Source organism: Paenibacillus lautus NBRC 15380 (assembly GCF_004000945.1).
Taxonomy (GTDB): domain Bacteria; phylum Bacillota; class Bacilli; order Paenibacillales; family Paenibacillaceae; genus Paenibacillus_AQ; species Paenibacillus_AQ lautus.
Map to the genome: position 1 here is coordinate 14,215 of NZ_BIMF01000029.1, position 22,051 is coordinate 36,265.

General features: G+C 49.1%; 21 protein-coding genes, 1 tRNA gene and 1 riboswitch. Of the genes, 12 read left to right on the plus strand and 10 right to left on the minus strand.

Annotation, left to right across the window (positions count from 1 at the left end):
* Positions 1-72: 72 nt before the first annotated feature.
* Positions 73-1,104, minus strand: coding sequence for a ribonucleotide-diphosphate reductase subunit beta (locus PLA01S_RS29040; protein ID WP_127595566.1), 1,032 nt, complete (start codon positions 1,102-1,104; stop codon positions 73-75).
* A gap of 592 nt (positions 1,105-1,696) precedes the next feature.
* The gene (locus tag PLA01S_RS29045) at positions 1,697-4,030 is read right to left on the minus strand and encodes a ribonucleoside-diphosphate reductase subunit alpha (protein WP_127595569.1); all 2,334 of its coding nucleotides are present in this window, start codon (positions 4,028-4,030) and stop codon (positions 1,697-1,699) included.
* A gap of 195 nt (positions 4,031-4,225) precedes the next feature.
* A riboswitch (cobalamin riboswitch) is annotated at positions 4,226-4,458 on the minus strand.
* A 360-nt stretch (positions 4,459-4,818) separates the two neighbouring features.
* On the opposite strand from PLA01S_RS29045, the gene PLA01S_RS29050 reads away from it, so the two are divergent.
* Positions 4,819-5,124, plus strand: a complete 306-nt coding sequence (locus tag PLA01S_RS29050; RefSeq protein ID WP_127595572.1) for an MTH1187 family thiamine-binding protein — start codon at positions 4,819-4,821, stop codon at positions 5,122-5,124.
* A 108-nt stretch (positions 5,125-5,232) separates the two neighbouring features.
* Positions 5,233-5,304 (plus strand) — tRNA-Thr (locus PLA01S_RS29055).
* A gap of 91 nt (positions 5,305-5,395) precedes the next feature.
* On the opposite strand, the gene PLA01S_RS29060 is transcribed toward PLA01S_RS29055, so the two are convergent.
* Positions 5,396-5,677 carry a tyrosine-type recombinase/integrase gene (locus PLA01S_RS29060; RefSeq protein WP_127595575.1) on the minus strand — a complete coding sequence of 94 codons (282 nt, stop codon included), beginning with the start codon at positions 5,675-5,677 and terminating at the stop codon, positions 5,396-5,398.
* Between the two features lie 55 nt (positions 5,678-5,732).
* Between PLA01S_RS29060 and PLA01S_RS33130 the strand changes: the two genes are divergently transcribed.
* Together PLA01S_RS33130 and PLA01S_RS33135 are read left to right on the plus strand one after the other, a co-directional pair.
* Positions 5,733-5,960, plus strand: coding sequence for an N-acetylmuramoyl-L-alanine amidase (locus PLA01S_RS33130; RefSeq protein WP_371860471.1), 228 nt, complete (start codon positions 5,733-5,735; stop codon positions 5,958-5,960).
* Positions 5,961-5,962: 2 nt separating this feature from the next.
* Positions 5,963-6,148, plus strand: a complete 186-nt coding sequence (locus PLA01S_RS33135) for a stalk domain-containing protein (RefSeq protein WP_371860472.1) — start codon at positions 5,963-5,965, stop codon at positions 6,146-6,148.
* A 714-nt stretch (positions 6,149-6,862) separates the two neighbouring features.
* Here the strand turns inward: PLA01S_RS33135 and PLA01S_RS33140 are convergent.
* From PLA01S_RS33140 to PLA01S_RS29090, 4 genes are all read right to left on the minus strand, one after another.
* On the minus strand, positions 6,863-7,075 hold the full coding sequence (locus PLA01S_RS33140; protein ID WP_127595578.1) for an integrase core domain-containing protein: 213 nt from the start codon (positions 7,073-7,075) through the stop codon (positions 6,863-6,865).
* Positions 6,990-7,547 carry an IS3 family transposase gene (locus PLA01S_RS29075; protein ID WP_246059923.1) on the minus strand — a complete coding sequence of 186 codons (558 nt, stop codon included), beginning with the start codon at positions 7,545-7,547 and terminating at the stop codon, positions 6,990-6,992. The genes PLA01S_RS33140 and PLA01S_RS29075 overlap by 86 nt, the downstream gene beginning before the upstream one ends.
* Positions 7,463-7,861, minus strand: coding sequence for a helix-turn-helix domain-containing protein (locus PLA01S_RS32740; protein WP_246059921.1), 399 nt, complete (start codon positions 7,859-7,861; stop codon positions 7,463-7,465). The genes PLA01S_RS29075 and PLA01S_RS32740 overlap by 85 nt, the downstream gene beginning before the upstream one ends.
* Positions 7,862-8,379: 518 nt before the next feature.
* Positions 8,380-10,188: a laminin G domain-containing metallophosphoesterase family protein gene (locus PLA01S_RS29090; protein ID WP_164817544.1), complete on the minus strand. Its 1,809-nt coding sequence runs from the start codon at positions 10,186-10,188 to the stop codon at positions 8,380-8,382.
* Positions 10,189-11,077: 889 nt separating this feature from the next.
* On the opposite strand from PLA01S_RS29090, the gene PLA01S_RS29100 reads away from it, so the two are divergent.
* On the plus strand, positions 11,078-11,806 hold the full coding sequence (locus tag PLA01S_RS29100; RefSeq protein ID WP_127595590.1) for an N-acetylmuramoyl-L-alanine amidase: 729 nt from the start codon (positions 11,078-11,080) through the stop codon (positions 11,804-11,806).
* Between the two features lie 260 nt (positions 11,807-12,066).
* Here the strand turns inward: PLA01S_RS29100 and PLA01S_RS29105 are convergent, their stop codons facing one another.
* Complete coding sequence (locus PLA01S_RS29105; RefSeq protein ID WP_071222114.1) at positions 12,067-12,399, minus strand: hypothetical protein; 333 nt, start codon at positions 12,397-12,399, stop codon at positions 12,067-12,069.
* A 264-nt stretch (positions 12,400-12,663) separates the two neighbouring features.
* Between PLA01S_RS29105 and PLA01S_RS29110 the strand changes: the two genes are divergently transcribed.
* The 6 genes from PLA01S_RS29110 to PLA01S_RS32200 all read left to right on the plus strand — a co-directional run bounded on the left by PLA01S_RS29110 (position 12,664) and on the right by PLA01S_RS32200 (position 18,379).
* On the plus strand, positions 12,664-14,409 hold the full coding sequence (locus PLA01S_RS29110; RefSeq protein WP_127595592.1) for an ABC transporter ATP-binding protein: 1,746 nt from the start codon (positions 12,664-12,666) through the stop codon (positions 14,407-14,409).
* A complete protein-coding gene (locus PLA01S_RS29115) occupies positions 14,406-16,211 on the plus strand; it encodes an ABC transporter ATP-binding protein (protein ID WP_127595595.1) in 1,806 nt (601 codons plus the stop codon). The genes PLA01S_RS29110 and PLA01S_RS29115 overlap by 4 nt, the downstream gene beginning before the upstream one ends.
* 142 nt (positions 16,212-16,353) lie before the next feature.
* On the plus strand, positions 16,354-16,911 hold the full coding sequence (locus PLA01S_RS29120; protein WP_127595599.1) for a hypothetical protein: 558 nt from the start codon (positions 16,354-16,356) through the stop codon (positions 16,909-16,911).
* 211 nt (positions 16,912-17,122) lie between these two features.
* Entirely contained in the window at positions 17,123-17,398 is a 276-nt protein-coding gene (locus PLA01S_RS29125; RefSeq protein WP_127595602.1) for a phage holin family protein, read from the plus strand.
* A gap of 115 nt (positions 17,399-17,513) precedes the next feature.
* Positions 17,514-18,032, plus strand: a complete 519-nt coding sequence (locus PLA01S_RS29130) for a DinB family protein (RefSeq protein WP_127595605.1) — start codon at positions 17,514-17,516, stop codon at positions 18,030-18,032.
* A 191-nt stretch (positions 18,033-18,223) separates the two neighbouring features.
* Positions 18,224-18,379, plus strand: coding sequence for a hypothetical protein (locus PLA01S_RS32200; RefSeq protein ID WP_006208027.1), 156 nt, complete (start codon positions 18,224-18,226; stop codon positions 18,377-18,379).
* A gap of 51 nt (positions 18,380-18,430) precedes the next feature.
* Here PLA01S_RS32200 and PLA01S_RS29135 read toward each other — a convergent pair whose 3' ends face one another.
* Together PLA01S_RS29135 and PLA01S_RS29140 are read right to left on the minus strand one after the other, a co-directional pair.
* On the minus strand, positions 18,431-18,661 hold the full coding sequence (locus PLA01S_RS29135; protein ID WP_071222107.1) for a hypothetical protein: 231 nt from the start codon (positions 18,659-18,661) through the stop codon (positions 18,431-18,433).
* Positions 18,662-19,237 carry a 5' nucleotidase, NT5C type gene (locus tag PLA01S_RS29140; RefSeq protein ID WP_071222106.1) on the minus strand — a complete coding sequence of 192 codons (576 nt, stop codon included), beginning with the start codon at positions 19,235-19,237 and terminating at the stop codon, positions 18,662-18,664.
* Positions 19,238-19,526: 289 nt separating this feature from the next.
* Between PLA01S_RS29140 and PLA01S_RS29145 the strand changes: the two genes are divergently transcribed.
* Positions 19,527-21,779 (plus strand): ATP-binding cassette domain-containing protein, encoded by a 2,253-nt coding sequence (locus PLA01S_RS29145; RefSeq protein WP_127595608.1) that lies wholly within the window; start codon positions 19,527-19,529, stop codon positions 21,777-21,779.
* Positions 21,780-22,051 lie beyond the last annotated feature (272 nt).

Sequence of the window (22,051 nt, forward strand, 5' to 3'; positions counted from 1 at the left end):
TATGTAGTAATAAAAAAACCTCCGTAGATTCCTGTTAAGGGCTCACGGAGGTTTGTGTATATGGAGTGGAGCTTATAGATCGTCAAAACCGTTGTCGTCGCCAACTTTGCCGTAGTTACGGGATTTAGCTTCGAAGAAGTCGGTCTTCGTTGCGTTGAGGGCTTCATCGGAGAAAGGCTTGATCCATGGCATGCAGTTAACGTCCACGCCTTCGTAGGCTTTTTCCAGACCCATCATGGTGATGCGACGGTTCGCGATGTACTTGATGTAATCGCCCAATTCGTTCAGATCGATGCCGCGCACATTGCTGAGCGTGTAGTGAGCCCAGTTGGTTTCGAGCTCGACGGCACGGTCGATGGTGCGGTACAGGTAGTCGATGTTCTCTTTGGAGTTCAGCTCAGGGAAATCCTTGAGCAGCTGCTTGAACACTTCGGCGAAGAAGTAGCAGTGCTGGTTCTCGTCACGCTGAATATAGGAGATCATCTGGCTGGTTGCCATCATCTTCTGGTCACGAGCCAGGTTGTAGAAGAAGGCAAACGTACTGTAGAAGAAGATACCTTCCAGGATCAGGTCAGCTACCATCGCTTCGAAGAAGGACTGCGGCGACGGATTGTCACGGAAGTTTTGATAGATGTCCGAAATGAACTGATTGCGCTCCAGCAGAACAGGATCATGCTTCCAATATTCGAAGATTTCCTTCTGTTCCTGATCCGAAACGATGGAAGAGAGCACATAGGAATAGGATTGGTTGTGAACCACCTCTTGCTGACCGATGATGGCCGAGATGGCTTCGAGCGACGAATCCGTGAAGTAACGCTTCACGTCGCTGACAAACATCGTCTGCATGGAATCCAGAACAGCAAGCAGGGAGATGTTGATCTTGAAGGTGCGCTGCTCTTCAGGGTCCAGGCGAGGGAACTGCTGCGCATCCTTGGACATCGGAATCTCGTCTGCGATCCAGTGGTTTAGCAGCAGGACCTTATATAATTTATACATATGAGGCATCCGAATGTCGTTCCAGTTCAAGATCCCGGAGCATTCACCTTCAATGACGCGAGTGGAACGGTTGGGTGCTTCGGTGTTAAATATCTTTTGCATTTGCATGCCGATTTTCTCTCCTTGTATATCATGATAGGGCGGGGGAAAGAGACTTGCTAGCCTATTCGAGGGACGGGTATCCACTCTCCAGCCGCTGTTGTCCGCCCTTTGCTTGAATGTATTTAATGGTATCAAAGGGCTCCCAAAGGCGGACGTAAACTCTTCCGCTTGGATACCCTTACCCTTGTAGTCTTCTTTGTGTAGTCTATATCAAATGTGTAACGCGGAATGGCCCGCGTACAGCCGATAGATGTTTTGGTCCCTGCACCGCATGAGAAGCGATTCCCAAGGAGAGAGCGATCCCAGCAGGCAGTAACTCAATTAAACGCACGAAGTAACTCAAGGTCCCTGCACCGTACGAGAAGCAATTCCCAAGGGGAGAGCGGTCCCAGCAGGCAGCAGCTCAACCATCGCACGAAGTCACTCATTAGCCTCCGCACTAAATTCCAGCGTTCCCGAAGGGAGAAAGCGCTCCTAGCCACCAAAGTAACGTAGAAGCGCCTCATTCACACCATACACACCTTGTGGGTGTCCAGAGGGCAGAGCCCTTGGGGCCCTCCCTTGGAAGGGAGGGTTTGGGTGGGTTCGAAATTAATGGTTAGCTAGCACAGCTTTCGCACTCTTCAATCGTCAGCGCACGGCTGCGTACATAGTACGTGGACTTGATGCCGGCTTTCCAGGCATGCAGGTGCAGCTCCAGGAATTCCGAAGCCCGGATATCAGGGCGGACATACAGGTTAAAGCTTTGCGCCTGGTCAACGTGACGCTGACGGGCGGCAGCCATTTTGATGGACCAATGCTGGTCGATCAAGAAAGCCGTTTTATAGTACCAGATCGTTTTTTCGGACAGATCCGGAGCCGGGTTGGCCACTTTATAGGTGGTTTTTTCTTCATAAGACAGAAGTTCGTACAATGGATCGATGCTCGCCGTGGAACCCGCGATGATCGAAGTGGAGCCGTTCGGCGCGATGGCAAACAGCCATGCGTTACGGACACCGTTCGCTTGTACTTCTTGCTGCAATTCGCGCCATTGTTCGGTGGTTACGAATTTGCCTTCATGCTCGCCGTCGGTGTAACCGCGGAACGTGAAGTACTCGCCGCTCTCCCAGTCGGAGCCTTTGAACTTCGGATAGTGGCCTTTTTCCTTGGCCAGCTCCATGCTGGATTTAACGAGCAGGTAGTTGATGTGCTCATACAGGTTGTCATTATAGGCAACGGCTTCGTCGGATTCCCAGCGGATGCCTTCCAGCGCCAGCAAGTGGTGCAGACCGAAGGTACCGAGACCGACCGCACGATATTGGCTGTTGGTGTATTGAGCTTGCAGAACTTCAATATTGTTAATGTCGATGACGTTATCCAGCATGCGAACCTGGATCGGAACGAGACGCTCCAGCACACCGGCAGGTACAGCACGAGCCAAGTGGATGGAGTTCAGGTTGCAGACAACGAAATCGCCAGGGATTTTGGAAATCACGATCCGGGTTTGGCCGTCTTTCGTAACCAGCTCCTCTTGCTCAACGACCGTCGGAGATTGGTTCTGCATGATCTCGGTGCACAGGTTGGAAGAGTAGATCATGCCATGCGCAGAGTTCGGGTTCGCACGGTTGACCGTGTCGCGGTAGAACATGTACGGCGTGCCCGTTTCAAGCTGGGATTTCATGATGCGCTTCATAATGTCGATGGCTTGTACCGTAATGCGCGGCAGCAGCGGGTTCGCCACGGCTTCAGCATACTTTTGGCGGAATTCGCCTTCGCCTTGACCTTGATCATAGAAGTCTTCCAGACCCAGCGGACGGCCGTTCTCGTCTTTCCAGCCCATGATTTTCTTCACTTCATGCGGACAGAACAGGCTCCACTCTTCACGTGCTTCTACAGCCTCCATGAACAGGTCAGGCAGACATACGCCGTGGAACACGTCATGTGCTCTCATACGCTCGTCACCGTTGTTCAGCTTCAGGTCGAGGAAGGACAGAATGTCTTTGTGGAACACATCCAGATAAACGGCGATGGCGCCTTTACGAGTTCCCAATTGGTCTACGCTAACAGCGGTGTTGTTCAATTGGCGAATCCAAGGGATAACGCCGGAGCTGGTGTTCTTGTGACCGCGGATGTCAGAGCCGCGTGCACGGACTTTACCGAGGTACACCCCGATGCCGCCGCCCATTTTGCTGAGACGGGCGATATCCGTGTTGGAATCGAAGATTCCTTCCAGGGAGTCGTCCACGGTATCGATGAAGCAGCTGGAAAGCTGGCCGGCTACTTTTTTACCTGCATTAGACATGGTCGGCGTAGCAGCCGTCATGTACAGGTTGCTCATGGCCCAGTAGGCTTCTTTGACAAGGTCAAGACGCTTGTCGGCAGGCTCGTTGTGCATGAGGAACATCGCGATGACCATATAGCGTTCTTGCGGAAGTTCCATGACGCGACCGTCAAAGTCGTTTGCCAGGTAACGCTCAGCCAGCGTCAACAGACCGATGTAATCAAACAGCAGATCGCGGCTTGGATCGATGCATTCGCCGAGCTCTTCGATTTGTTCTTTGGTGTAGCTGGTCAGAAGATCCTCGCGATAGATGCCTTTCTGTACAAGCTCTGTAATGAGCGGATAGAAGGCACCGTACGGTTCCTCCGGATAGGCTTTGTATCGGCGGTTGGTGGCCGCTTTTTTATATAAAGAGGTCAGAAACGAACGCGCAGCTGCAAACTTCCAATTCGGTTCTTCCTTGGTTACAAGCTCAAGGGCGGACATCGTGAAGGCGCTGCTGATTTCTTCGCCGGTAACTTGCTCACCGCGCAATTTGGCATTGACGCCGCGAAGCAGACGCTCCTTATCGAGCATGTCCAATCCTTTTAGAGTCCGGTCGGCATAGACGGAGAGACGAATTTCATCAAAGGCGAGCTGACGGTTGTTCGGTTTAACTACGAGCTGGGGCATGAATAAATTCCTCGCTTTCTTCGGGGGAAATATGAAAAAGGACATCAAAAAAACATTTTCTAAAACCCGCGGGCAGGCTTGAAAATGTCCGTGCGCTGTGATTCGAAAATGACGTTTGCCATAAGCCCGTGAACGGGCAAGATGTTATGTACAGACGCAAGTTTAACGAACACTTACCTAAAACCCCGTAGGTTGGTGTCTATCTGTATATAGGCAGGTCTCCTGACTTGGGCTTCTTCCCTCGACATTGCCTTCCCCGGGACCTTGCTCCGGTTCCTCGGTGGCATATGTCGTATAGGGATGGCAGATGTTCATAAACAGCCTAAGAGCCCTTACAGTGGCGGGACCGTGATGGATTTACACCATGCTTCCCTATTAAGCCGGACTGCCTTATAGGTTGATCCGGCACCTACATACACTATATTTGGTTGTTGTTAATCTAATTTAACCCAATATATTGTGTTTGTAAACCATATTCTTAAAATTGAACGCAAAAAGAATTATAGCAAACGAGCGGTCATTGTGCCAGTTAAGAAACTGCCAAAAGGCCATAACATTTCCTGAATTGTGACCAAATGCGACCTTTTCTGCGCTGATACCACGTATATTATCGTTTTGACAAAATAAGATGTATTCGTATGGACGAGACGAGGAAGGAACACCATATCTTGTGTGAAGCTAAAGGCGGACGGACTTTGATATGAAGGGCTAGAATTGTTATGATAACTGTATCCGGAAGTTTAAAGCATTCCATATAGATGAGATGGGAACGAGGGAGGTTTTAAAAGATGGCTATAGCGGAGGTAACGGTGATTCCGATCGGAACCGCAACAACGAGTTTGAGCTCTTATGTTGCCGAGATGCAGCGTATATTGAAACAGCAGGATGGAATATCCTATGAGTTGACTTCGATGAGTACCATCATCGAGGGAGAGCTTAACATGATCTGGCGGGCGATTGAGGCTTTACATGAAGCGCCTTTTCTGTCCGGTGCCCAGCGCGTATCGACTTCCGTGAAGATCGACGACCGCAGGGACCAAGTTTCCTCGAGCAAACAGAAGATCCAGTCCGTGCAGGAAAAATTGGGCGGGTAATGCCGCCATTTTCGGAGGATATTTCCGTAAGAAAAGGACTTGCATTTTGTTGCTGAAGTATTATAATAATTTTTGTTGTTTCTTGAGGAATAACATCGAACCACATTTGCTGGTGTAGCTCAGGGGTAGAGCAACGCACTCGTAATGCGTAGGTCGGGGGTTCAATTCCCTTCACCAGCATCGTCATAAAGTCAATAACGGCGCGGTTTTCCGGTATTCGGGAGCTGCGCCGTTTTTGTTAAATAACCTACTTCTAACATTTTTCTAACCTTTAGTCGAGTAAAGTGAGCTTTTCGTCCTCGATTTGGTTCCCTAAGATCGAGTCACCGATTGTATTAAGACCAGCTTCTTGCAAGTTGGGTAGCACGTGGGAATAGGTATCTAAAGTTACATTAATAGAAGAATGGCCCAGACGTTCCTGAACGATTTTAGGGTGTATACCTGCTTTTAGAAGAAGCGTAGCGTGGGTATGGCGGAGGTCGTGAAATCGAATTCTCGGAAAATCCGGGTGTTCCTTAATAATTGTATCCAGAATGCTATAGTAATTCCTCATGAGGTTTCGCGGTCCAAGAGGGGTACCCACACTTGTTTGAACTGCGTCACGATCTATGCAGAACGTACTTCACACCGAGATCATGGCGGCGCTTAAGCCGTTTGGCGTTATCGATCGTGGTCAGAAAGCCGCAAACTTGCATATGGTCCGTGAATCTAAAATGCCAGCAGTCTTGACCGAGAACCTATTCATTGATGTGGCAGCCGATGCGGCCAAGCTTAAGCGACAGGAAGTTATCAATGCACTGATTACTGGTCTGTCATGGGGATCGATAAATACCTAGGGTTGAAGAAAAAGGAAGGTGCAGCTAAGGTGAGTGACATAGTAAAGGTGTTTGCTTATGGCAAATCAATTAAAGACGGTATGCTTATTGATGGCACTGTCTATGTACCTCTGAGGGCAGTTGCAGAAGCCAGAGGGGATAAAGTTTCTTGGGATAATGCAACCAAGACGGCAATGATAACAAAATAAAATTGAAGCTGGTGTAATAGTCCAATCATATTGTATAGAATTCTCATAATTTGAAGAAGTACTTCTGTCAAAGTTCGGAGGATGCAGTAAGTATGAGTTTGCCTGGGGATTTAGATTTAAACGTACCGTTATTTATCGTTACGGGGTGTAGCGGCTCTGGGAAATCAACATTATCCCGGGTGACAGGTAAGCTTATGAGCAACTTTGCAGTATTCGATATGGATCTGATTGTAAAAAATGATGATTATCAAAGTGCGTGTAATGACTGGATAAAGATCGCTTGTTGGTTTGGGTACCACGGGAAAAGTACTATTTTGTTCGGGAATGTCCCTATACCATACGATATCTCGCTTTCTGAGCATACACCTCTGTTCAGAGATGTTAGGTATCTTCATCTTCACTGTAGCCATGAGGTACGAACGCAAAGATTGCTGTCAAGGAACCTGAATTGGACACCAGAAATTATAAAGTCAGAGCTTTATCTGGCCGATCTAATGCTTGAGAGGTGCCAGATTGCAAACCCTATAACCCCAGTTATTGACACGTCAAATCATTCAGTCGAGGAATCTGTAAATAAAATTTTTGAGTGGGTTAGATCCTGATTTGAAATGAACTAAAAACTGTAGTAAGAAAACTCAAATCGGAAGGCATCGATAAAAGGAACCTTGTTGGCTTAGTGGTCAAGACCCCATTTTGTGGACATTGGAAAAACACCTAAGCTGCAAACTGGCGTCGGTACTCTACCGGCGTCAGTTTGTTTAATTTCCGCTGCGGTCGTCTCTGGTTGTAAAATCGTATGTATTTTTCAATTCGGTTTTGTGCCTCTGCCAGATTTCGGATATTATAAGGGTAGAGCCCTTCCGTTTTGAGATGCGAGAAGAAGCTTTCCATGGAGGCATTGTCTAGGCAATTGCCCCGACGAGACATGCTGATTTGGCTGGTAGGCCACGATCTCGTTGTTGAATAAATCTTTGACTGCCGAAAGATACAGCCAGCGCTCACCTACCCGGTATTGCGTCACATCTGTTACCCATTTCTGGTTCGGTTTTTCTGCTGTGAAATTTCGCTTCAACAGATTCTCCGCCACGCGTTCCCCCGCATGGTACGCCGTGTTAAAACGGCGTTTGCGGCGAATGTTGGATTGAAGTCCGAGCTTTTGCATCAGACGCAATACTTTCTTGTGGTTCATCCATATGCCCGCATCCTGCCACAAGAACAACTGGATTTGGCGGTAGCCGTATTTCCCTTCGTAGCGCGCATACACCCGACGAATGAGCAATGCAGCTTCCTTGTCCCGGTCCATATGTTTGCGCTTCAGATAGGCGTAGTAGCCGCTACGTGAGACCTTGAAGAGTTTGCAAAGGCTGCTGACGGGGTAGCTAGAGGCAGCAATTTCAATGACTTTATACTTCTGTTCTTCACCTCCTGCATCCAGATTTCCAAGCACTTTTTTAGCATTTCGTTTTCCCGCTTGAGCTTTTGAACATACCGATCTTGGTCGATGTATGCTTCCCGTCGACCTCGCTGATCCACCAGTCCAAACTCGCCCTGTTCCCGAAATTTCCGCATCCATTTCTTCATCCGCTGAGGATCATTAATCCCCAAGTGTTCATTAATCTTTCGGTAAGTCCATTCCTCGATAACATGCAGACGAACCGCCTCTTTCTTGATCTCTTCCGAATACGTTTTATACTTTTGTCCCTTAATTGCCATACAAAAATGCACCCCCTAGAATTTCATCGGATAAACCAGGGGTTTATTCCAATGTCCATTCTAAGGGGTGCACTTCACTATGCTGGCAGGGATTTTTTTGTTTGAATGGGGGGAGCAATTTGCATGATTATTTTTGAAATTTGGAACAGCGGTCTTATCCTTGTTATTGGTTTGGTTGGTCCTTAATTATTTTCCGGAGTTAGATGACATTGATGTAAACCCACCAATACCGGGTACCGTTGTCGAATTGGAATTTCCAGCGGATAGATATCCTGAGACAGCGGATCACATAAAAAAGGCTATTGAATCCGGCAGCTCGATTACAGCGGGTTGAATTTCATTTACAACATATCCCATATGGTTATAATTGCCTCCAAGAATGAATTTCCCGTAGCTTTTATATATTGATCATCCTTAGCAGTAGCAACTCAAAAATCTCTGGAAGAAGAGATTAGAATAAAAGCGAGCAGGAGCGCTTCAAGCGCCGGGAATCATCCTGGCGCTTGAAGTGCCTCTAGCTATGGTAAGAAATCTTTTTTCTCCAGTGCATGGTCGACGATACGAATTTCGCTGATCCATCCGTTAAATACGCCGTCCAGCTTATTGGCATACTGGCTCGCGCCGATAATCCACGGTTTGCCGGTCGTGGCAATGCCCCGCGGCTTCGTGTCGGGGTTGCGCAGTACTTCCACGCCGTCGATATACATCTTCGTTGATTGCCCGTCGTTGACCAGCGCGATATGGTGCCAGCTGTCGTTCATTTCCCAGGACCAACTCGTTTGCTCGCTTCCATAATTGAGCGGGAAGGACGCCCATTGAATTTCACGTAAGCTTGAGACAGCCAACGTTGCTAGCGGTGCCTCGGCGTCGCCTTCTTTCTTGCCGACGTCTTGCCCGGTGCCGTACCGGCCCAGAATGCCCATCCAGGAGTGCTTGTCGGCGTCAAAATCAGGCCCGATCTTCACGACCGCTTCAATCGTATATCCGTTCGGGAATGTCAATGCATTGATAGGTGCTTGATCGGACGTTTGCAAATACGAGCCGTTCTCTTCCGATTTGTTGTTGAAGAAGCGAATGCCCGAATTGCTTTGCGGATTTTGCGCATTTCCTTTGTACCAGACCAAATCGCCTGGCTTGGCGTCGCCTTCGTCGATACGGTACAAATCGTTGCCTTTGCCGGAAAGATCCTTGACCGCTGCTCCGTTGCCTGCTACGGCTTGTCCTTCGCCGGCCGAACGATTGTCCATTTGCCAGTAAGCGACAGTACCTTCTACTTTCGGTACTTCCTTATTGACAGAAATGATGGGCTGAAATCCGGAGAAGCGTTCTTCAAAGTCCAACGTAACTGTAAAATCGTTAAAATCGTCTACTAATCTCTCCTCATCGAACGGGGTTCTATCTTTCTCCGACATTCCCATGACCCATGGAGAGAAGGAAGAAGTATGAATGCGGTTTTTCTCCATATCGAATTCAAATGTTCGTAACATTCCGTTGCCGCCATGGAAGGCGCTCTGATAATCAACGACCATCATAACGACGTCGTGACCTTTGTTGTTTTTCTTGACCGTATGAGCATAACCATGATGATGACCGTTTACGGTCAGGAAGATTTGATCGTTCTTCGCGATCAGCTTGTCCCATAGAAATTGCCCGTGATCTGTCATGACGGCTGATTTTTTGTCGTTGGAAATGTTCAGCAGTTGGTGGGTGAACACCATGACCGGGTACGTTGGATGTTTGTCGATTGCTTTTTGAGCCCACTTCAACGTCTCTTCGGACGCTCTCCAATCCAGGAAGAGTGCCATGTACTTTTTCCCGGCTCCATCAAAAATATAGTAGGAATTAAATCCGTCCTCGGAATGGCCGGTAAAACCCGGAATGTTCTTCATCCGGTCTGTCGAAAAATAGTTCAAAAACGGTTCCTTGGCCAAATCCCGCTCGTTGTCGTATTGCTGCGAGTTGAGCACGTCATGGTTTCCTGCCAAAAAACCGTACGAAAGCTTGGCTTTATCAAGTACTTTCATCGCTTCGTCGGCGTTGCGCCATTCGTAATCTTCATCAGCACGATCGACCAAATCTCCTAAATGTGCGGTGAAAACAATATTTTCTTTTTGCGCGTTCTTTGCAATCCAATTCGTTTGCGACAGCCAAAGCTCGTTTTTGTAGCGCGCATACTTTTGCGTATCCGGCAGTATGGCCATCTTGAAGCTATTGTCGGTATCTGGGGAAGTGGCCGGACTTGCGGACGCTTCGAAACCGGACAGCAGTGCCGCAATCATCGTGACCGGCAACAGCAGCGCGAGTATTTTCTTGAATTTCTTCTTCATTTTGTCATATCCCTTCATCGATGTAATGGGTTGTGATAGGGACATTGTACGGAATGTGTGTTACCGGGATGTTAGGAGAGAAACCACTTTGTGTAAAGTGTGAATAATGGTCCGTGCTGATTAAATTTTCATTGGCAGTCAGCTGTCTGTCGCTTCCAGTGTGGACCCATCGGCAGTATATCGATCTCGGGAAACGGCGAGCACTTGGCCGCTAAGCTATATAAGGAGTGTTCAAAGAATCATAAGGAGAATGCCTAATACTAGAAAAACAGATCCAAAAACGATCCAGAGAAGTCCACTGGATTTGATATATTGAATGTAGTCCGAACTTGGTTCAGACTCGTACTTTATTCTCCAGATTCTATATAAGGAACCCCATGTGGGTTTGCGTATTCGCAATAAACCACGTATAAGAAAAACGACAGCAAACAGGATAAGTACAAAACCAGACATATAATCAGCCCCTCACCAAAGGCTCAATGAAAATAAATGGTATTCATCCCGATTCATTCGGTTTGCCATTTCTTCGGGATATCTGAATATTAATAGACCAAGCCAATATGAATGGCACCGACGAAACCGTAGAATCAATCCTTACATGACAATACGCAAATTTCAATTTGGAGTTCCATTAAATGTAAAAGTGAGAGGCTTGTACCTATGCTCAAAAGGTACTTGAAACTGTATCTAGGCCGTTCAATATAGGCTCAAGCAAACACCGAATGCACCAGAGTGGAGTATCTTATATATTATACTCGTCCTTGCAGTAGGACTTACAGTTGCTTGCCTAATATAAGCGTGGAAGCATTAGTGGAAGGAATTGCTGCAGTTGCCTTCGCTGTAATGGATCACCGGGCTATTCAACAACCTACAAAGGCGGTGAATGATCGTGAAAAAGGTTTGGATTGACGCAGGGCATGGCGGGAAGGATTCCGGAGCAACCGGAAACGGCCTACAGGAGAAGGAAATCGTGTTAGCGGTGTCTCTTGCTGTGAAGAAACGATTGGAAGCGGAATATGGCGATGTCCAAGTACTACTCTCCCGGTCTTCAGATGTGTTCCTTGAATTAGCTGAACGGACTCATAAGGCAAACGCCGCTGGCGCCGATATCTTAGTTAGCATCCATTGTAACGCGGGTGGCGGTGCCGGGGGCTTTGAGTCATATCGATATACCTCGGCAAACTCTGGTTCGGTAAAATTGCAGAACGTTATTCATACGGAGGTCATGAGTGCCATTAAATCCTTCGGAGTCATCGATCGGGGGGAGAAGGCCGCTAACTTGCATATGGTCCGTGAATCTAAGATGCCTGCTGTCTTAACCGAAAACTTGTTTATCGATGTGGCGGCTGATGCAGCTAAGCTGAAACGGCAGGATGTTATGGATTCTATTGTGCTCGGACATGTGAATGGCATTGCTAAGTATTTGGGGCTTCAGAAGAAAGAGGGGGCTGTTACGGTGGAGGATAAAGTAAATGTCATCGTAAACGGGAAGCAGATCGCGGATGGCAAGCTTGAGAATGGCGTGACCTATGTGCCGCTTCGGGCCATCGGTGAGGCATTAGGCGCCAAGGTGGTCTGGGATAATAAGACCAAGACGGCTACAGTTACAACCGAATAAACACACCCGATTATTTTGAGATAGGAAGGATAGTTCTCCTCCATGTACATGCAAATCACCATTTGGTGGGGGGAGTATATTTTGTGCCCCATCGAACAATTTATGTCCCTTTAATCATAATTTAAGCTCCCATTAATATTCGGAGCATATGATAAAAGCACCCCTTAAAAAATATATCAGAAGCCCCTCTAACATCGGTTAGAGGGGCTTCTTTGGTTATCTTTCCTCGCCTGTGCAAAGGCGGATGTTGGAATGAATATTTAGAGTCCCAGCCATTTGGTGATATAAGCGGATACGGCTAGCTCCTGAAAATCCTGCCAGCTGCGAAATGGGGTATGTTCAACGATAAATGGGTTAATCGTGTGTCCTTGTATGAATTCGTCAAACTCTTCATCTGTGCTTCCCTCATAACCTGCAGCTTTCAGCAAGTGACCGATTGAAGAAAACTTGGTATGTCTTTGAATAAATGATTCCGAGAACAGTTCTTCCACGGGCACTTCTTGTTTCATGTCCGAGAGCCTTGCGGCATTTTCGCGAATTTCTGATAGCTTCTCTTCATCCAGTCCGTCTAATCCACTGATCCCAGTATTCATTATGCCCACCTCCAAAAAGTTGCACGTCACTCTATTATACATATACGAGTATGCTGAATTATCGGATTCGCTTTTTTTTGAAGCAGGTATTGACTTGCTAGATTTATATAGGAAAGAGAAGGATTTACATCATATTATAATTATTCTTTACCTAGGAATGGCTGTGGATTTCATGTAGACTGGTAATGATTTACTGCCGCCACGCCTTGCTAAAATGGGGAGTGGAGGTCCGTATATACTTGCTTGCATATGGGGGTGGGCACTGTGCCCAAACAAGAAAAGGTTTCGATGTCATGGCTGCTGCGGTATTTAAAACCGGTTAAAGGACGGCTGATACTGCTACTCGTAATGCTCCTGACGTCGACGGGGTTGCAGCTTCTGAATCCGCAGATTGTCAAACGGTTTATTGACACGGCAGCCGAAGGCGGCGTTATAGCCACGCTGATTCAGCTGGCGGGTTTGTTTCTGGTCGTGGCTGTCTTTAACCAGCTGATTACCGTGGCTGTCAGCTATATGGGGAACGATATTTCATGGCGCGCGACCAACCGGCTTCGCGGCGATCTCTTGAAGCATTGCTTGCGGCTGGATATGCGATTTCATAATGTGAAAACGCCCGGCGAGATGATTGAGCGGGTTGACGGCGACGTGACGAATATTTCGAATTTCTTCGCGATGTTCATCGTGCAGGTAATCGGAAGTTTTGTGCTGCTTGCCGGCATACTAGGATTTATGTACACGGTGAATCTGCCGATTGCGATTGTCATGACGGTGTTTACACTGCTGTCCATTTTGTTCATGGTGTTCATCCGGAATATGGGCGTCAATTCTTCGAAGAATGAACGTGAAGCCAGCGCTTCGCTGTTCGGATTAATTGAGGAACGCATCGCCGGCATTGAGGATGTACAGGCGAACGGCAATGTGCCGTATGTGATGAATCGGTTTCACCGCATGATGCGCAGCGTTTTCCTGAAAGGCAGAAAAGCCTGGATGCTCCGCGTCGTCCCTTGGAACACCACGGTGATTCTGTTTGCTCTTGCGGTTACGGCTGTCCTGTTACTAGGAGTCCGCTATTATTTGATCGGTGAAATTACGCTGGGGACTCTGTTCTTAATCTATCAATATACGCAGATGCTGAATGACCCGATCGAGATGCTGGGTGACCAGGTGCAGGAGTTCCAAAAAGCAAAATCCGGAATGCTGCGCTCCAGAGAGCTGTTGTCCAACAAGAGCGAGATTGTGGACGGAGAGCAAGAAGAGCTCCCGGAAGGAGCGCTCGGTTTGGAATTTGAGGGCGTCAACTTCAGTTATAACGAAGATAAACCGGTGTTAAAAGACATCAACTTTGAAATCAAACCAGGCGAACGCCTGGGCATTATCGGACGTACCGGCAGCGGAAAGTCGAGTCTCAGCCGTATTCTGCTTCGATTGTATAACATCGACAGCGGTGTGATCCGCGTTGGAGGGACCGATATTACGAAGCTGAAGCTGCCTGCGCTTTACCGCCGGGTGGGGATGGTCACACAGGACGTGCAGCTGTTCGATGGCTCGCTGCGTGACAACCTGACGTTGTTCGATACCGGCGTGTCGGATGCGTTCATTCTGGAAACGACCGAGCGTTTGGGGCTTCGGCAATGGATCGATGCGCAGCCGGAAGGGCTGGATACGCATTTGACCACAGGCGGAGCATCGCTATCCGCGGGGGAAGCGCAGCTATTCGCTTTAACCCGGGTATTTTTGACGCAGCCGAGCCTGGTGATTCTGGATGAACCGTCTTCACGCCTAGACGCCGCAACGGAAACGATGCTGCAGTCCGCCGTGGATCAACTGATGAGCCGCTGTACGGGGATCATCATCGCGCACCGGCTGGCTACGCTGGAGCAGGTGGATAAAATTATGGTGCTGGGTGACGGGCGAATGATGGAATTCGGCGCACGGGAAGCACTTGCACAAGATCCGGCATCACATTATGCCAGACTGCTAAGCACGGGCAGAGAGGAGGAACTGGCATGACCATCACGGGTTTTATAGGGCGTCTCTTTCGATTCAGGCCTTCATTATTTTTAATCAACGGTCTGTTGTGGTGCATATTTCATTCCTTGCCGTTATTGATCGGGCTTGGGATGCAGTGGTTTTTTGACCGGGCCACAGCAAGCTCCACGGATTATGTGTGGCTGGCTGTACCCTTGATCTTTATTGCCGTTGTAAGGGTTGCGCGGGTAGGGACGTTTTTTGCGGCCTTCTATCAATGGGTAACGTATATTTACCACATTCAGGCCATTCTGCGCACGAACATGCTGGCCGGGATCATGCGCTGGCCGGGGCGGAATTTGCCGGCTTCTCCAGGGGAGGCCATGAGCCGCTTCCGCGATGACGTGGATGAAGTTGTGGAATACGTGGAATCCTGGGTGGATTTCTGGGGACGCCTCGTCTTTGCGCTCGTGTCCGTTGCCATTATGGCGAGCATTAACTGGAAGATCATGCTGGTGGCCGTGCTGCCGCTCGTGGTGGTCACGCTTCTGAACAATTTGTCTGGCAACCGAGCGCGTCGTTACGGGCTAAAGAACCGGGAAGCTACGGGGCGCATTACCAGCTTTATCGCGGAAACCTTCGGTGCGGTTCAAGCCTTGAAGCTCGGGCAGGCCGAGGATCATGTTCATGAGCGCTTCATGAAGCTGAACGAAGACCGCCGGCAGGCGGCGCTGAAGGATAATCTGTTCAAACAATGGATGCGATCCTTGAATCAGCATGTGCTCAGCATCTGTACGGGACTGATTCTGTTGATGTGCGCTGCTGAGATGCAGGCCGGGCATTTTACCGTCGGGGATTTCGCTTTGTTTACGTCTTATCTGGCCAATATCGGCTTCAGCATTTCCTTATTCGGTTATATGGTATTCCAGCACAAGCGGCTGAAGGTTTCCTTTGACCGGATGCGCTCGCTGTTTCGCCCTGGCGAGGAAGACCGGATTATTGAGGCACGGGAAACGTATCTGAACGAAGAGCCGCCGGAACTGCCCGTCATGCACAGAGAACCGGGGAAGAAGCTGAAGGAGCTGGAAGTCAAGAATTTATCGTACCATTATCCGAATTCGGAGAATGGCATATCGGATATTCATTTCCGCTTGGAGCGCGGCAAGTTTCTGGTGGTGACCGGACGAATCGGGGCGGGAAAATCGACGCTTGTCCGGACATTGCTGGGACTGCTGCCGAAACAGGAAGGGACGATCCGCTGGAATGGGGAAGAGGTGGATCCGGCAACCTTCCTTATGCCTCCACGGGCGGCATATACTCCGCAGGTTCCGCGACTGTTTAGCGATCCCTTGAGAGAGAACATCGTGCAAGGGAAGAAAGAGCGAACGGGGGAAGCTCTGGAGCGGGCTGTCCGTCTGGCCGTCATGGAGAAGGATATCGCGAATCTGGATCAGGGACTGGAGACGTTTGTCGGGCCGAGAGGCGTGATGCTGTCGGGCGGACAAATCCAACGGGCGGCTACGGCACGCATGCTGATCACGGGCGCGGATTTATTCATTTTTGATGATCTGTCCAGCGCGCTGGACGTGGAGACGGAGCAGCTGGTATGGGATGGGTTGTTCAAGGAGCGGGACGTCACTTGCATCGCGGTATCGCATCGCAGGGCAGCTCTTTCGAAGGCCGATCATATCATCGTCATGAAGGATGGCCGGATCGAAGCCGAGGGCAGCTTGTCTGAGCTGCTCGCCACGAGCGAAGAGATGCAGCTGTTATGGCAGGGCGAGCAGTCCGCTGTCGAGGCTCAGGCCGTCGTAGAGGACGGAGCTGAGGTTAGCAAGGTATAACATCAAGTTTGGTTTGGAATTGGGGATGTTAGAACAGGTTTCGAGCAAGGCAGCTTCCGTTGGTGTGGAGGCTGTCTTTTTTTGTATAATATACATGGAAAATAATGGGTAATTCATTCTGATTTATCAGGGGGAGTTCTATATGAAGAATCGCAAATTCTTGGTAACCTTCGGTTATAACCTGGACCATAGCAATATCGATTACCTGGTCTCAGATCGCCTGTCCCGCCATAAGGGCTGGATTCAGAAGGATTACTTCGATCCGGTGCTGCACAAAGGTGCTGCGTTTATTCTAAACTACCAGATCATCGACACGAATGTTGCCAGAGTCTCACAGCGGTATTACTTGGATGATTACCACGTCACGGAAGCCCAACTGCAAGGCTTTCTTTACTCGCTAAACAAGCTGAAGGGCACGCATGTGTTGTGCAATCCCACGAAGCAGGGACATCACTGGACCGTGATCGACGAAATCGAGTACAGCTGTTATGCCTATCAGACATTGGATGGAAGGGATCTCCGTTTTATAGAATACAATAACGATACCAGGGCGGATGCCAACATGAAGAAGGGGATACCTCGGATTCCCGAGCATCAGCGTTACCTAACCTTTCCCTCAGACTGCAGTCAAGAAGAGAAGGATCGGCGGTTGACCGATTGGTTCAAAGGGATAATAGATGCGGGCAGGCAGCAGCCTTAAGTGTCACCGCCATTCATAAAGGATATTTACTGTGTATTTCCTCTACCCGGGAATACGCAGATTTGTGCTGCGTCTGTTCATCGTCAAACCTATCGTAAATTCCATTCCACAGATTCTATTATTTTGCTTGCGAGAATAAGGATATAAATACAAGCCGATCGATAGGCTCGGGGAATAGGATGTAGAAGATGAATGGAAAGGTGGGTTTACCATGGAATGGAGCGTCATTTTTCAATTGATTGACCCGCGGCTCTTCATGGTCGTTGCTGCCTGTTGGGTAATCGGATATGTGCTGAAGCAAACGCCCAAGGTTCCGAATTGGAGCATTGTATATCTGGTTATGGTCGTATCGATTCTGCTCACAACCGGCTTGATCGGGTGGAGTGTGGAAAATATCATTCAAGGCATACTCGCTGGGGCGTTTGCGGTATTCGGGCATCAGGCCGTTAAACAAACGGCGGAGGCGATTGCGACTCGAAAGAAGTAAGAATGGCTGAATGGCCCCGAGGATGATTTTTGTTTAAACCGAACTTTACCTGGCACACTTACGCTTGAGCCTGTTACTCTTAGATTCATGAGATAATTTAAGGGAGCGTGAAGATTTGCAGAGGAAAACGTTGACGGTTGAGGCACTGCCTGGGTTTGAGCCGGAGATCGGCCGCTGGATATGGGGACTGGAGGACATACGCCGAACGATATTGAAACGGCTGGAAGGGGTCCACCATGAACATTTGAACCATAGGGCAGACGGCCGACAGTCCATCGGCTCGCTGTTGTACCATATTGCTCTCATTGAAGCGGACTGGCTGTACGTCGAGGTGCTTGAATCCGATTGGGACCCGAAAATAAAGGCATGCTTCCCCTGGGATGACCGTACCGAGGATAACCATCTTTCTGAAGTGCCGGATCAGTCACTGGATGAACATCTTCACCGCATGCAGAGGGTACGTCATGAATTGCTTGCCCATTTCCAAGGCATGGACCTCTCGGACTGGAGGAGAGTCAGACAACTGGAACCGTACGATGTGACGCCGGAATGGGTCATCTATCATCTGATTGAGCATGAGTCCCATCATCGGGGACAAATATTTCAGCTGTTAAGAGAATTGGAGCAAGTTTAAGGATCGATGGTCCACTCAGAAGAGACTATGGCCTTCGGGGCTAAAACCGGAGCCTTTTGAGGTCACTGCTATAAGCGTTATAATTGCCCGGGGCAGGGAGCATTCCTTGCTCTTTTTTTGTATATCCTGCAACGATCCAGCTTGTCCAAACGTAATAAGCAGATAAAGAGTACGGTATCGGAGGAGATAGGATGAATAATGAATTCTATGTGGGATGGGGAACGCTGGCTTTAATTAACGCCGGATTGGCTCAAGGAAAAAACAGAACGGGATTAAACTGGTTTCTGCTATCCCTGCTGCTAGGTCCGCTCGCAACCCTGTTTCTTGTCCTGTCAGCTAAAAGGTAATTTGAGCAATAAAAGAGCCGCTTCCCGGCAAGGGAAGCGGCCTTTATCGTATTACATCCGTTGAAACATAGCGGTGTCACGGCTGTAGTGTGTCAGGTAACCTGTCTCTTCGTTGCGGATGCGGACGACATCCGGTGTGTAGCATTCAATGTAACCTCGCTCGATCTCCACATATACGCTTGCGGGATCCTCTTCCCATACGGAAACCACCGTTTCCGATAATGCGGCCGCGAAAAAATGGATGTCTTGCGATAGGTACCGGCTATTGCGGTCTGTATTCATTTATTTCATATCCCCTTGATGGTTAGAATCGGATAAAATGCGGTCTACTAACTCGTTCATTCCCTTCCAGGAATCCTTCAGAATAAATTCATGCTGAATATGCGCGTTCCACGGACGCGGAATCAGTATGGTTTGTTTTCCGGCTTTTCTGGCGGCAATCGCATTATGGGGACCATCGTCAATCAGAAGATCAAATTCCACTAAATCCTTGCGCTTGGCCACGAAAAAATTCTCGAACGGAATAAATGGCATATGCCGCTGCAGCCATCTCCACTTCTCGGGCACCGAGGAGGGACGGGCTGCGGTAACAACAATGACGTCATAATCATGCGTCATTCTGTGGACTTCGTCAATCGTATATTCATCAAATAGTTCAAGTTCTTCATATAAGCCCGGCTTTCCGAAGAAAAACTCTTCCGAGCATTCAGGATGCCAGATTTGATGCAGGTTATAATCGGTAATCTGATCCAGCGTCAGCTGAGGATCTTTGTACTGTAGATTATGATAGTGAATGGCCTTGGGTATGAGATGGCAGATGGTATCATCCATATCGATGGCGACTATTTTTTTGCTCATAGCGTCATTACTCTCCTGTAATCATGAATTCTAAGAAACGATGATGTTCCGTAATTGTAAGGGACAGGATGCTTATTGGCAAACCGAAATCAAAAATGGGAGGATGTAACATTTTCTTTCCCCTGACTCATTATAAACTAAGTATAGCATTAATAGGGCTAACAACCTTCCTGATATTTCCCGCTTACGGGAATATCCTAAAAATAGATGCCTTCATCCATTATGACAGTACATGTCATGATTGCCCTTCTATAATAAGAACACTACAGGGCATAAGGGAGGAACGGCCATGGTTCAAGAATATATCAACATCCGTGGAGCCAGGGAGAATAATCTGAAGAATGTTTCGCTGCAAATTCCAAAACGAAAAATCACGGTCTTTACCGGCGTATCCGGCTCGGGTAAATCGTCCATCGTGTTCGATACCATCAGTTCCGAAGCTCAGCGATTGCTGAACGAGACGTTTACCGCTTTTGTCCGTAACCGACTTCCACGGCATAGCCGACCGGACGTGGACTCCATCGAGAATTTGTCGACCGCCATCGTCATCGACCAGAAGCGGCTGGGCGGCAACTCGCGTTCAACGCTCGGCACGATCACCGATCTGTACGCCGTTCTCCGTCTGCTGTTTTCGAGGGTGGGGCAGCCATTCGTGGGTTACTCCAATGTGTTTTCTTTTAACGATCCGCAGGGCATGTGCCCGGAATGCCAGGGAATCGGGAAGAAGGTGGAACTGGATCTGACGAAGCTGCTGGATACGACCAAGTCCTTGAATGAGGGAGCGGTCCGATTTCCTGTTTTCTCAGTGGATAGCTGGTATATGAAAAATTATACTATGTCTGGGTTCTTTGATAACGACAAGAAGCTGGCCGACTATTCGGAAGCCGAATGGGATCTCTTCCTATACGGCAAGGAGGGAAAAGTGACGTTCCCGTCCAAGGGGGGACCGGTACAGTCCGACTTCGAGGGCCTCGCGCTGAAGTTCAACCGGCTGTATATTCAGAGAGACAGCAGTGAATTGTCCGAACGCACCTTAAATCACGTCAAAAATTTTATTACGAATGGCACATGCCCGTTATGCGAGGGAACACGGCTCAGTCAAGCGGCATTAAGCTGCAGGATCAACGGATATAATATCGCCGAGTGTGCGTCTATGGAGATTGGGGAGTTAAGAGAGGCCATCCTGAATATCAAGGAGCCGGTGGCTGCCAGTATGGTGGCCAGCTTGGCGGAGCGGCTGCAGCACTTGATGGATATGGGGCTGGATTACTTAACGCTGAATCGGGAGACGACCACGCTCTCCGGGGGTGAATCGCAGCGGGTGAAGATGGTGAGGCATTTGGGCAGCAGTCTGACGGACATGATGTATGTTTTTGATGAGCCTAGCGTTGGTTTGCATCCACGGGATGTTCACCGCCTGAACAACATGCTCAGGAAGCTTCGGGACAAGGGCAACACGGTGCTGGTCGTAGAGCATGACCGGGACGTGATTGAAATTGCCGACCATGTGGTGGATGTGGGGCCGAATGCCGGTACCCGGGGAGGAGAAATTATCTTCGAGGGCACGGTTGAGCAGCTGTGCAGCCAAGCATCCACGTTAACCGGGCAGTACATGAAGCGCTGCATGCCGATGAAAGAACAGTTCCGCGTACCTACAGGGCAAATGCGCATTGCCAATGCCAATCATCATAACCTGAACAATGTGACGGTGGACATCCCGGAAGGTGTATTGACTGTGGTCACGGGCGTAGCGGGGTCAGGGAAGAGCTCGCTCATTCACCATGCCTTCCTGTCCCGGCATCCCGAGGCTGTTGTCATCGATCAGTCCGCCGTCAGCACCTCGATCCGTTCCAATCCTGCTACCTACACGGGGATTATGGATGACATCCGGAGCATGTTTGCCAAAGCTAATGATCAGAGTCCATCCCTGTTCAGCTTCAATTCCAAAGGGGCTTGTCCAGACTGCCACGGTCTCGGGTTCATCTATACGGACCTGGCGTTTATGGAAGGCATTAAGTCTCTGTGCGACACCTGTGACGGCAGGCGCTTTAAGGATGATGTGCTGCAGTATAAGCTCCATGGAAAAATGATTACCGATGTGCTGGATATGACCGTGCTGCAGGCGCTTGATTTTTTCGAGAAAAAAGAAATCAGGCGGCGGCTGGAAGCCCTGCACGATGTCGGCTTGCACTATCTAACACTCGGACAGCCGCTGAGCACCCTGTCCGGGGGCGAAAGCCAGCGCATCAAGCTGGCCAGCGAGCTGCACAAGCAGGGAAAGATTTATGTCATGGACGAGCCGACGACCGGGCTGCATATGTCGGATGTCGGGCATTTGCTGGACATGATGAATCGGCTCGTCGATAACGGCAGCTCGGTGATTGTCATCGAGCACAATCTGGACGTGATCCGTCAGGCGGATTGGATCATTGACCTCGGACCCGAGGGCGGCAGCAGGGGAGGCCGGGTCATGTTCGAAGGAACGCCTGCTGAACTGATCACGGCAGAACACTCCTTGACCGGGAAGTATGTACGGGGGTAGTGGGGAATCACGGGAGTGAGCGGCCGGTCCTTACCGGAGCGCGACCAAACCCATGCAGTATGCTGCATGGGAGCTGGCACGAATTCGTTTCCGTAGTTTCATAGTAGACTTGCAATGGCCGTACCGCATATCCCCGCGGTACGGCCATTCTATGGTTGTTAGGCTTATAAGATCGCTTAAACGGCAATACTGTATGCTGCGACAGACTAAGTTGGTTAATGAAGTACGTGTAATGACTCGGTCTGCATTCCTAATAAGCAGCATTCTTATTG